Origin of the sequence: Kitasatospora sp. NBC_01560 (assembly GCF_045208415.1) — a bacterium.
In the GTDB taxonomy this organism is placed as follows: Bacteria; Actinomycetota; Actinomycetes; order Streptomycetales; family Streptomycetaceae; genus Kitasatospora.
Map to the genome: position 1 here is coordinate 616,651 of NZ_CP109364.1, position 11,578 is coordinate 628,228.

Consider the following 11,578-nt stretch of genomic DNA (forward strand, 5'->3'; position numbering starts at 1 on the left):
GAGCCGGGCCCGCCGACCCGAGCCGGGTCGGCGGGCGGTCCGCGGGCGGGCCCGCGGGCGGCTCGGCCGGTGTGCAGGTGTGCAGGTGTGCAGGTGTGCGGGTCAGCGGGCGGGGCGGGCGTGCAGCAGCAGGGCGCGGGTCAACGCGGCCAGCGCCGCCGTGCAGAACGCCGTCCGCAGCATGTTGGTCGCCACCCAGGTGGACTCGAAACGAGTGCGCACCGCGGCGAAGTCCTGGATCCCCGCGGGGTCACCGGCCCCGGCCAGTTCGTTGTTGAGCGGGATGTCCACGCCCATGGTGACGATCAGCGCGGCCACGTAGAGCAGGGTCGCGAGACCGGCCCAGAGCGCCGCACTCCGGCGGCCGGCGCGGTACTGGAGCCAGGCCGCGACTGCCGTGAGGGCGAACGCCCCGACGAAGACCAGCCCGAAGAGACCGTTCCCGATGGCCTTGTTGATGTTCTGCATCGCGGTGACGTAGGTGCGGTCGTCGCCGGCGGCCAGGCCCGGCATCACGGACACGTCGAAGGCGAAGAAGAGGCCTGCCATCAGGCCCATCGCCACCGTCGCGGTGGCCAGCACCGGCCCGGCCGCCCGGCTGCGCCCGGCCACCGCCGGCCCGGTGGCGCCCAGGGGTGCGGCAGCGGTGGTGGCGGCAGGTGTGGTGGGGGCAATGGTGGCGTTCCGGTCGTGGCGCATCGGGATTCCTTCGGTCGTCCGGCCCCCGGCGAGCGGCCGGCGGGGACCGGAAGCGGGCAGCGGGCAGCGGCGGTTCGGGAGGGCAGGGGTGCGGCGGGAATGCGGGCGGGACGCAGCGGGACGGGGCGCGCCGCGGTGCGGCTCAGACGTTCCAGACCCCGGTGGCGGCTGCCGCCCGGGCGAAGTCGGTGAAGTCCCGGGGCTCGCGGCCCAGCGCCCGTCGGACGCCGTCCGCCAGGCGGGCGTTGCGGCCGTCGAGGATCAGTGTGAAGAGGTCGGCGAACTCACCGGGGAGCCCCGCCACGGCCAGCACCGCCCGGTACTCCTCGACGCTCACCGCCGAGAAGCGGATCTCGCGCCCGGTGGCCGCGGACAGCTCGGCCGCGACGTCGGCGAAGGAGAGCAGGCGCGGCCCGGTCAGCTCGTACACCTCGCCGTGGTGACCGTCCTCGGTCAGCGCCGCCACCGCGACGTCGGCGATGTCGCCCGCGTCCACGAACGGCTCCCTCGCCTCCCCGGTAGGCAGGGCCAACTCGCCTGCGAGAACGGGATCGAGGAAGAAGCTCTCGTCGAAGTTCTGGTCGAACCACGCGCAGCGCACCACGGTCCAGGCCGTGCCGGCCTCCCGCACCTCCCGCTCGGCGGCCAGGGCGGCTTCCTCCCCGCGGCCCGAGAGCAGCACCAGCCGCTCCACACCGGCCTTCGCCGCCAGCCGGGAGAAGGCGCCGACCGTCTCGACCGCCCCCGGGAAGGCGAGGTCCGGGTAGTAGGACAGGTACACCGCGCCGACCCCCTCCAGCGCGGGCGCCCAGGTGCTCCGGTCGTTCCAGTGGAACGGGACCGGGGCGCTGCGCGAGCCGGTCCGGACCGCCCGACCGCGGGCGGCCAGGCGCTCGGCGACGCGCCGCCCGGTCTTGCCCGTCCCTCCGGTCACCAGGACGAGCGGGGCGGCGGGGTGCTGCTGCGTGTTCTGCGTGTTCTGCGTGTCATCCGTCATGGCAACCAGTCAATTCCGGTCCGGCCCGACGAGCCATAGCCGCCAGACTCAGCTCCATATGCACGCGTCTACGCGGCCCGGACGAGCCGACCACGGGGGACGCGGCGGCGGCGCGTCCGGCGCAGCGGCAACGGCAGGGTCAGGCGCAACGGCAGGGTCAGCGGCAAGGTCAGCGACAGCGGCATGGACAAGCCCGGAGGCAGGCCGGGATCAACGGTGGGACGGCGCCGCCGGGCGGGAACGGCGGCCCGGCTGCCGGATCAGCCCTTCAGGCGGTACTGGTACGGGGTCATGGTGGTCAGCACGGCGAAGCCCAGGCGCTCCAGGATCGGCCGGCTCTGGTCGGAGGCGTCGACCCGGAGGTACTCGTACCCGAGGTCGGCGGCGATCCGGGCCCGGTGGGCGACCAGCGCGCGGTAGACGCCGCGCCCGCGCCACTCGGCGAGGGTGCCGCCACCCCAGAGGCCCGCGAAGCCCGTGCCGGAGTACAGCTCCGTCCGGGCCGCGCAGACCGGGATCTCCCGGCCGTCCTGGTGGGCGATGGCCAGGTGGACGCGGAAGGTCTCCGGGGTCTCGGCGAGCTGGGCCAGGATGCGGCGGCCCAGCCGGGTGCCGTCGGTGCCGAACGCCGCCTCGTGGACGGCCACCACCTGCGCCACGCCCGCCTCGTCGGTGACCTCGCGCAGCTCGATGCCGGCCGGCGCGGCCGTCCCCTCCGTCCGGCGGACGAGGTCCGCGATCCCGGCGACGACCAGGGTCTCGGAATCCTCCGGGGTGAAGCCCGCGGCGGTCAGGCGGTCGGCCAGGTCGGCCGGGCGGTCGTGGGCGTAGAGCGTCCACTCGAAGTCCTGGCCGAGGCCGGTGTAGTGGCGGACCTGCTCGGCGATCTCCGCGTCGGCCGTCCCGGCGTCGAGGTCCGACCAGAGGATGCCGTTCCAGACGCTCTCGGGCCCGCTCTGACGGACCACCGCCGGTGTCCGCTCGACCAGGGCGGCGGGCGTCGCCGCCCTGGCGCCACGGCGCATCCGGGCGTCGAGGAGGGCCAGCAACTTGTCATGATCAGTGTTCATGCGGGCACTCCATCACCTCGCGGACCTGCGCGGCAACCAGAATTCGGGGCGCTCCCGCCGGGTGTCCCGGCAAGCTGCCGGTGGTCGGCCGGCCCGGCCCGGGCCCCGAAGGACAGCCGGGCCGGCCGTGCCACCGGCAGCCTGCCGGCCCGCCGCTACCGCCGACGGGTGCCGCCGACGGGTGCCGCCGACCGCTACCGCCGACGGGCGGTAGCGGCGCACGTCACGGCGCACGTCACCGGAGGGTGGCGGTCACCACGGTCGCGTCGCGGTCCTCGCACCAACCGAGAACCGCCTCCAGGCCCGCGGCCCCGGCCACGGCCAGCGCCGCCGGGGCCTGCCGCTCGCTGGTCTCGAACAGCAGTGACCCACCCGGCGCCAGCCACTGCGGTGTCTCCGCCGCGACCCGGCGCAGCACGTCCAGCCCGTCCGCGCCGCCGTCCAGTGCCGGCCGCGCCTCGTGCACGCGGGCCTCGGCCGGCAGCAGCGCGATGTCACCGGTCGGCACGTAGGGGACGTTCGCCAGCAGGACGTCGATCCGGCCGCGGAGGGCGGCCGGCAGCGGGTCGAAGAGGTCGCCGTGGAACACCCGGCCCCCGGTACCGGCCAGGTTCCGGCGCGCGCAGGCGACGGCGGCCGCGTCGACGTCCGCCGCATAGACCTCGACCGGCCCGCGGACCCGGGCGGCCAGGGCTGCGGCCAGTGCTCCGCTGCCGCAGCAGAGGTCGACCACGAGCGCTCCGCCGGGCGTCACCCCGGCCGCGGTCTCGACCAGGAACTCGCTGCGGCGCCGGGGCACGAAGACGCCCGCGTCCACGGCGATCCGCAGGCCGCCGAACTCCGCCCAGCCGACCACGTGCTCCAGCGGGCGTCCCTCGGCGCGGGCGCGGACCATCACGGCCAGCTCGGCCGGGGTGGCCGCGGCATCGAGCAGTATGCGCGCCTCATCCTCGGCGAACACGCATCCGGCCGCACGCAGACGCGAAACCACCGACGAACGCAACCGAGAAGAAGAGAAAACAGACAAAAGAAGAACCCCTCGAACAACTGGCGGAGAGAATCATCCGCCAGGGATCCCCGAGGGACCGTCACCGAACCGGCCCGCACCTCTAGAGGTGCGGCAGCACGCCACCGCGACGATTCCCCGGGAGCACCCGCTCCGACACACCGGTAATGGGTCTCACCTCCCCGAGTCCGCAGTCACTTTCGGCTCCGCCACCCTATCGCACGCCCTCCCCCTGCCACAGCGCCGGCCTCCGGTGGTCATCAGGCCCGACGGCCGGCGCCGTTGCGGCGCCCCGCGGCGCCGGGGCGGCCGACGCGCTCACCAGGGCGTCCCGTCGGCCCGGGCACCCGGCGCCCGCGCGCGCTCAGACCAGCTGCTCGGCGACCAGCTCGGCGAACTCCTCCGGGCTGACGATCCGGACGCCCAGCTCCTCGGCCTTGGCCCGCTTGGAGCCGGCCTTCTCCCCCGCGACCAGCAGCGTGGTGCGCTTGGACACGGACGAGGAGGCCTTGCCACCGGCCCGCTCGATCAGCTCGTTCACCTCGTTGCGCGACAGCTTCGCCAGCGGTCCGGTCATCGTGCCGGTGGCCACGACGCTCTGGCCGGCCAGCGGCGCCGACGCTCCCGCCGCACCCGTGTCCGCCTCCGTACCGGTGTCCGCCTCCGCACCGGTGTCCGCACCGGGGGCCGTGGCGGGCGCGGCGACCACGGGCGCGGTCACGGCGGTGCCCACGCCCTGCGCGGCGAGCCGGTCCAGCAGCCCTGCCACATCGGCGAGTTCGGCCACGATGACGGCCGCCTTCTCCACCCCGATACCGGCCACCCCGGCCAGCGCCTCGGCGTCGGCGGCCCGGATCGCGGCCATGCTCCCGAAGTGCGCCGCCATCCGGCGCGACATCGTCCGGCCGGTGCCCCGGATGCCGAGCGCGCAGAAGACCCGGTTCAGCGGCTGGGAGCGGGCGGCACCGAGGGCGGCGATCAGGTTGTCGGCGCTGGTGTCACCCATCCGGTCCAGGGTGAGCAGCTGCTCGCGGGTGAGGGTGAAGAGGTCGGCCAGGTCGGCGACCAGCCCGGCCTCGACCAGCTGGACGGCCCGGGTGCGGCCGAGCCCCTCGATGTCCAGCTGGTCGCGCCCGGCGGCGTAGATGATCGAGGCGACGGCCTGGCAGCCTCGGCCGCGCACGCAGCGCCAGCGCTGCTCGGAGGTGTCGATGGCGTCGCCGCACCGCGGGCAGGCCTGCGGGAACTCGATCGGCTGCTCGGCGCCGGTCCGCTCGTCGACGAGCGGCGCCTCGACCCGCGGGATGACGTCGCCCGCCCGGTAGACGAACACCTGGTCGCCGAGCATCAGGCCACGGCGTTCGATGTCGGCCGGGTTGTGCAGGGTGGCGTAGGTGACGGTGACGCCGTCGACGACCACCGGCTCCAGGACGGCGCGGGGCGCGATGATGCCCGTCCGGCCGACGTTCCACTCGACGGCGAGCAGCCTGGTCACCTTGTGCTGGGCCTTCAGCTTGCGGGCGACCGCCCACCGCGGGGCCCGGGAGCCGGAGCCGGCCTCCTCCTGGTCGGCGACCGCGTCGGCCTTCACCACCACGCCGTCGATCCCGAACGGCAGCGCGGCGCGCAGCGCGGCGATCCCGTCGATCCGCTGCCGCACCTCGTCCAGCGTGGTGCAGCGCCGCGGCTCGGCGGCGGTGGCGGCCGCGGTGCCGGCGCCGAGCTCGGCCAGCCGCGCCAGCAGCGCGCTGTGGCCGAGGCCCGGCAGGCCGACCGCCCCGTACGCGAAGAAGGTCAGCTCGACCCGGTACGGACGGTCCTTGGCGCGCAGCGTGCCGGCCGCGCCACTGCGCGGGTGGGCGAACGGGGTGGCCCCGTGCTCCGTCCGGACGGCATTGGCGTGCTCGAACTGCTCCTGGGTGAGCAGGACCTCCCCGCGAAGCTCGACGTCGACCGGCTCGGCGAGCCGCTGCGGCAGGCCGAGGACGGCGTCGGCGGCGTGCGTGATGTCCTCGCCGGCGAGGCCGTCGCCGCGGGTCAGCAGCGTGGTCAGCCGGCCGGCCCGGTAGCGGGCGGCGACCGCGAGGCCGTCCAGCTTCGGCTCCACGCACCAGGCCGCCACCGGGCGGCCCAACCGCCGCTCCAGACCGGCCGCCCAGGCCTCCAGCTCCTCCGCCGAGAAGACGTTGTCGAGCGAGAGCATCGGCACCGAGTGCGGGACGTCGCCGACCGCCGCGCCGCCGGCCACCTTGCCGGTCGGCGAGTCCGGGAGCACCTCCGCCGGATGCCCGGCCTCGTAGGCCTCGATGGTGCGCACCAGGGCGTCGTACTCGTCGTCGCCGAGCGGCGTGGAGCCGTCGGCGTAGTACGCCGCGGCGGCCCGCACAGCGGTGGCGACGGCGTCGGCGTAGGCGTCCGGAGACGCCAGGGCAGCGGGAGAGGCCATGGTGGCTGCGTCCTTCATACTGCCCATCATCGCGCCCACCACTGACAATCGGCCCGGGGTGAACGGCCGACGGGCGGAGCGGCACCGGCCGCGGAGCCGCAGGTCAGCGGGCCTGGCGGGCCCCAGCGGGCCGCGGGCTTCGAGACCGTCGCCGCGCAGGCCCGCCGGCCGGGCTTCGGCGTTCGGGCCTCGCCGGCCCTCCGACCGGTCAGGGCGCCCCGACCGTTCACGAGCCGGACGCGTGAACGGTCCCGCTGGAGTGGGGCGGTGCCGCGGCTACCGCCGGTGCACCGCGTACGTCAGGTGTGTCACCCGCGACGACGGCTCCGAACGGATGGGCTCCAGCGCGATCCGGGACGCGTCCACGCCGTCGAACAGGCGGGTGCCGGAGCCGAAGAGCACGGGCGACACCGCGATCGAGAACTCGTCGACCAGGCCGGCGTTCAGGTACTCCAGGATCGTCGTCCCGCCGCCGGCGATCCGGACGTCGCGGTCACCGGCGGCCTCGCGAGCCCGGTCGAGGGCGCGCTCGATGCCGTCGTTGACGAAGTGGAACGTGGTGCCGCCGAGCCGCTCCCAGGGGTCACGCCCGGTGTGCGTCACGACGAACACCGGGGTGTGGAACGGCGCATCCTCCGGCCAGGACTGCTCACCGAGGTCGAACATGCGCTTGCCCATGACGCTCGCGCCGGTGCGCTCGAACGTCTCCCGCAGGATGTCGTTGTCGCGCCCTTCCTCGCCGCCCGCGCCGAAGCCCACGTTCTCCCGGAAGAACCGCTGCGGGAAGACCCACTGCTGCAGTTCCGTCCACTGGGCCAACCAGCGCCGGACTTGCGGATCGTCCTGCCTCCCCGGCCCGAAGACGTCCCCACCGGGCACGGACTCGGGCGCGACGAACCCGTCCAGCGACATCGACACGCTGAAGAACACCTTGCCGGCCATCAGCCCTCGGCCCCCTTCCGCACGGTGGTGGTGACGTAGGCGGCCAGGTTGTTCAGCGTCTGGCGGCCGCCCTCGACCGCGTGGTACTTCTCGACCGCCTCGTCGCGCAGCTCCTCGGTGGGGAACACCGTGCGCATCTCGATCCGGGTCGCCGCGCCGTCCGCCGCGAAGGTCAGGACCGACTCGAAGGCGTTCGGGTCGTCGCGGGACTCACCGTGCAGCAGCGCAATCCGCTCCGGCGGGGCGATCCGCTGCCAGCGGATCCACTCGGAGTAGTCCGTCCCGTCCGGCCCGTGCAGCACGAAGACCCACTCCCCGCCCTCACGGAACTCGAAGGACCGCGTGGTGGTGGTGAACCCCTCCGGCCCCCACCACTGCGACAGGTGGCGGACTTCGGTGAACGCCTCGAACACCAGCTCCCGCGGGGCGTCGATGACCCGGGAGATCACGATCTCCCGGCCTGCCGTCGCCGGCTCCCCGTACGTTTCCTGCCTTGCGCCTGCCATCGGTCATTCCTCCTGCTGTGTCCGCTTGAGCTCCTGGACGTAGGCATCCAGCCGGTCGAAGCTCTCGTTCCAGAACCGCTCGAACCCGCCGACCCAGTCGTGGACCGGTCGCAGCCCGCGGGCGTCCAGGCCGTAGAGGCGCTGCTTGCCCACCTTGCGGTCCCGGACCAGCCCGACCTCCCGGAGCACCCGCAGGTGCTTGGACGCCCCCGGCTGGGTCATCCCCAGCTCCTGGGCCAGCTCGGTCACCGGCCGCTCACCCGCCTGCAGCAGCGCCAGGATGTCGCGGCGCTGCGGTTCGGCTATCGCGTTGAAGACGTCCGAGGTCGTCGCTGCTCGTGCCATGGCAGCCATCGTATACCCATATGGGAATATGTCGAGCGGGGAGGCACCCGGCGAGTCCTCCCGGACGGCGAGGGCGGCGGCCGGCGTCAGCCGGAAGCGACCTGCGGCTCGGCCTCCCCGAGGGGCCGATCCACCTGTCGCGAGCAGGACTCGGGGATTCAGATCGCGCGGCGGACCGCACTAGTGCCGCATCAGGCAACGTTCGCCCTGTTGATCACCGTGCGGAGGCGCTTGTCGGCGGCGTGCTTGTTTCGCCAGATGATGTAGCGGCGGATCATGCTGCCCTGGGCCTTGTGGCTGGGGTGGTCGGTACCGTCGAGAGCGAAGTAGCGCAGGGCGGTGAACTGGGCCTCGATGCGGTTCAGCCATGAGCTGTTCGTGGGCGTGTAGGCGAACTCGACGTTGTTGGCCGCGGCCCAGTCGCCGACTCTGGTGTCCTTCTTCGTGCTCAGGTGGGGCGAGTAGTTGTCGAGCACGATGGCGATGCGGGTCCGGGGCGGGTGGAGGCTGCGCAGGTATCGGCAGAACTCCAGGAACCTGGTGCGGTGCTTCCTCGGCTTGATGTGGCCGTAGAGCTGGTCCTTGCCCAGGTCGTAGGCAGCGAACAGGTGCCGCACCCCGTGCGGGCGGGTGTAGGTCGCCCGGCGGCGCCGTCGGGGTTCACGGTCGGGCTCCTTGTGTCTGCCGCCGCGTTCAGCCCATTGCCGGCCGGGGTGGGGCTGGAGGTTGAGCGGCCCGAACTCGTCCAGGCAGAACACGACCTCGGGCTCGCCTGGCTCGGGCAGGACCTCGCCGTCGGCGATGGCGTAGAGGTGCTCGACACGAGCCTTCTTGACCGCGTAGTCGGGATCCTTCGAGGTCTTCCAGGTCTTCAGGCGTTGAAAGGAGACGCCTTCCTCGCGGAGCAGGATGCGCAGGCCCTCGTGGCTGATGTCGTCGACCACCCCCTCGGCGACCAGGAAGTCGGCCAGCTTGACCAGGCTCCAGGTCGAGAACGGCAGGCCGTGCTCGACCGGCCTGGACTTGGCGATCTTCTTGATCTCACGTCGCTCGGGCAGGGTGAACGTCCTGGGCCGGCCGCCCTGGTACTTCGGGTAGAGCGAGGCGAAGCCGTCGCCATTGAAGTTGTGGATCACGTCACGGACCCGGTCGGGGCTGGTGAACGTCACCTCAGCGATCTTGGCCACGTCCATGCCCTGGGCCGATAACAGCACCATCTGGGCCCGCCGCCAAGTCACCACCGACCCCGTTCCCCGGCGGATGATCCGCAGCAGTCGCTGCCCCTCGTCGTCATCGATCTCGCGCACCCTCACACGCTCAGCCACGCAGAGAGCTTGCCGTGACCGGCACCATCCATTCCAGCTCCGGGATCAGTTCACGCCATCCGACGCTTCCTCAGCTCAGCGAGCCACAGCCGAACCTGCTCGTCGTCATGCAGGTAGCCGCCGCCCGGCCCCTCGAAGAGATCGATGCCATGAAGGAGGCTCAACGCCCACCAGGACAGGTCGTCCCAGTCCAACTCGTCCTGTGTCACCCACCCTGCGGCCCAGCGGTCGACCTCGTCCCGCGTCAGCCGACCCTCGACAAGAGCAACAAAACGGTCTTCGATCTCATCGAGGGTCGGCTGCGAAATGGCACTCATGCCCCGACCGTACCGGCGGGGCGAACGTTGTCTGATGCGGCACTAGGATCCGGTGCCACACATTGGTCTGAACCACCTTCGGTGGCCGCGAACGGGGGACTCCTCGATGGACGACGACGGAAGAGCCGACAGAACAGGCGACAGAACAGGCGACGGGCGACCGGAGCACAGGTGGCTGGAGATCCGGTTCGACGGGCTCACCCACAGCGCCGGCCCGGCGACCTGGGGCCAACGGACCATCTGGGCGCCGATCTCCTGGTACGCGCCGGACGACCACTACTTCAACATCGCCCTGCCCGTGGAGCTGCGCCGTCCGGTCGGGCCGGCTGCCTTCGGCTCGGCCGTGCGGGCGCTGCTGGAACGGCACGACTCGCTCCGCACGGTGTACCGCACCACCGCCGACGGCGGGCTGGAGCAGGTCCTGCGCGGAGCCGGCACCCTGCGCGTCCGGCCGGTGGAGCCGGTCGCCGACGAGCCGTTGGCCACCGCGCTGGAGCGGGTCGCCGCCGAGGACCGGGCCGTCCGGTTCCACCTGCTCGCGGCACCGGCCTGCGGGTGCCCGCGGGCGGTGTGCCCGGATCCCGCGTGCCCGGATCCCGCGTGCGGCGACACCGCCTGCCCGGACGCCAGCTGCCCCTCCCGGGCCGGCGCCGCCGCAACCGATCGGGAGGGGCTCCCGGTGCGGGTCAGCGCCGTCCTGGTGGACGGGCTGGTCGCGGGGGCCGTCGTGACCGTCGCCCACATCGCCGCCGACGGCACCGGTGCCCAGGTGATCCGGGACGACCTCCGCCGTCTCCTGGCCCAGCAGCACCGCCGCCCCGGCACGCTGCCGCCCCCGGTGCCCGGTCGCCGGCCCATGGAGCAGGCCGCGTACGAGGCGGGCGCGCAGGCCACCGCCCGGAGCGCGGCGGCGGTGGCCCTCTGGGGTCGCCAACTGGCCGGAATCCCGGCCTCGCTCTGGCCGGAGGTGGCCGTCACCGAGCCCGTCGCCACCGAGCCCGTCGCCACCGACCGCACCGTCACCGACCATGCCACCACCGACCGCATCGTGACCGACCGCACCGGTGGGCCGGGAGGCGGCACCGAAGAGGTCGAACGGTGGTGGGAGGGGCTGCTCGTCTGCCCGCGGCTGGACCGGGCGAGCCGGGTGGCCGCCGTCCGCACCGGTACCTCCGCCGGCGCCGTGGTGCTGGCCGCCGTCGGGCTGGAGCTGGGCGCGCGGACGGGGGCCACCGCGGTGCCGCTGAAGGTGATTCTCGGCAACCGGGTGAGCGAGGAGCAGCGGACGGCGGTCGGCGCCTTCGCCCAGAACGGCCTGGTGGTGCTCGCCGCCACGGGTGACTTCGAGGAGGCCGCCCGGCAGGCCTGGCGCTCGCAGCTGCAGACCTCCCGGCACGGCCACTACGACCCGGGGGCGCTGGCCGCGGCCGTACTCGCGGAGGAGAAGCGGCGTGGCACCGCGATGGACCTCAACGCGCTCTTCAACGACCACCGGGAGCCGGAGCGGCCGGCCGGCGGCGGCCCGGCGCCGGAGCCGGTGGCGCCGGGCGCGCTGCCGGCCGGGCGGTTCGAGTGGCGTTCGCGGTGGGCGCGGCAGGACAGCAAGTTCTTCTTCGGCCTGGCCCACCGCGACGGCGAGGCGGTCGCCTCCCTGCTCGTGGACACCCGGCACTTCCCGGCGGCCGAGGTGGAACCGTTCCTCCGTGCGGTGGAGGACCGGGTGACAGCCGCCGCGGAAGACTGAGGACCACCGCCGCCCGCCGAGGGCGCGCCGAAGCCCCCGGCCCGCCACGGCGGCGGACCGGGGGCGGACCGGACGCCGGGCGGGCCCGGCCGGGCCCGACGACGGGAGCCGCCGGGCCTACCAGGCAGCCGCCGCCATCGCCCCGGCCTGCGCCGGATCCGATCGTCGAAGACGATCTCTG

Annotated in this window: 11 protein-coding genes; 1 reads left to right on the forward strand and 10 read right to left on the reverse strand. The window is 73.8% G+C overall.

Annotation, left to right across the window (positions count from 1 at the left end; genetic code table 11):
• Nucleotides 1–102: 102 nt before the first annotated feature.
• The 10 genes from OH807_RS02540 to OH807_RS02585 form a co-directional block, all read right to left on the reverse strand.
• A complete protein-coding gene (locus tag OH807_RS02540) occupies nt 103–699 on the reverse strand; it encodes a DUF1772 domain-containing protein (RefSeq protein ID WP_406193322.1) in 597 nt (198 codons plus the stop codon).
• 142 nt (nt 700–841) lie between these two features.
• Nucleotides 842–1,696: an NAD(P)H-binding protein gene (locus tag OH807_RS02545; protein ID WP_406193325.1), complete on the reverse strand. Its 855-nt coding sequence runs from the start codon at nt 1,694–1,696 to the stop codon at nt 842–844.
• Between the two features lie 260 nt (nt 1,697–1,956).
• Nucleotides 1,957–2,766 carry a GNAT family N-acetyltransferase gene (locus OH807_RS02550; RefSeq protein ID WP_406193328.1) on the reverse strand — a complete coding sequence of 270 codons (810 nt, stop codon included), beginning with the start codon at nt 2,764–2,766 and terminating at the stop codon, nt 1,957–1,959.
• Between the two features lie 235 nt (nt 2,767–3,001).
• Nucleotides 3,002–3,793, reverse strand: coding sequence for a putative protein N(5)-glutamine methyltransferase (locus OH807_RS02555; protein ID WP_406193331.1), 792 nt, complete (start codon nt 3,791–3,793; stop codon nt 3,002–3,004).
• A 343-nt stretch (nt 3,794–4,136) separates the two neighbouring features.
• Nucleotides 4,137–6,236, reverse strand: coding sequence for an NAD-dependent DNA ligase LigA (gene ligA / locus OH807_RS02560; protein ID WP_406193334.1), 2,100 nt, complete (start codon nt 6,234–6,236; stop codon nt 4,137–4,139).
• A gap of 258 nt (nt 6,237–6,494) precedes the next feature.
• Entirely contained in the window at nt 6,495–7,160 is a 666-nt protein-coding gene (locus OH807_RS02565; protein ID WP_406193337.1) for a dihydrofolate reductase family protein, read from the reverse strand.
• On the reverse strand, nt 7,160–7,666 hold the full coding sequence (locus OH807_RS02570) for an SRPBCC family protein (RefSeq protein ID WP_406193340.1): 507 nt from the start codon (nt 7,664–7,666) through the stop codon (nt 7,160–7,162). Before OH807_RS02570 ends, OH807_RS02565 begins: the two co-directional genes overlap by 1 nt.
• 3 nt (nt 7,667–7,669) lie before the next feature.
• A complete protein-coding gene (locus OH807_RS02575; RefSeq protein WP_406193343.1) occupies nt 7,670–8,011 on the reverse strand; it encodes an ArsR/SmtB family transcription factor in 342 nt (113 codons plus the stop codon).
• 191 nt (nt 8,012–8,202) lie between these two features.
• Complete coding sequence (locus tag OH807_RS02580; RefSeq protein WP_406192289.1) at nt 8,203–9,336, reverse strand: IS630 family transposase; 1,134 nt, start codon at nt 9,334–9,336, stop codon at nt 8,203–8,205.
• Nucleotides 9,337–9,386: 50 nt separating this feature from the next.
• On the reverse strand, nt 9,387–9,653 hold the full coding sequence (locus OH807_RS02585; RefSeq protein ID WP_406192292.1) for a hypothetical protein: 267 nt from the start codon (nt 9,651–9,653) through the stop codon (nt 9,387–9,389).
• A gap of 106 nt (nt 9,654–9,759) precedes the next feature.
• Here OH807_RS02585 and OH807_RS02590 point away from each other — a divergent pair, with 106 nt between their 5' ends.
• Nucleotides 9,760–11,397, forward strand: a complete 1,638-nt coding sequence (locus OH807_RS02590) for a hypothetical protein (RefSeq protein WP_406193346.1) — start codon at nt 9,760–9,762, stop codon at nt 11,395–11,397.
• The last annotated feature ends 181 nt before the right edge of the window (nt 11,398–11,578 follow it).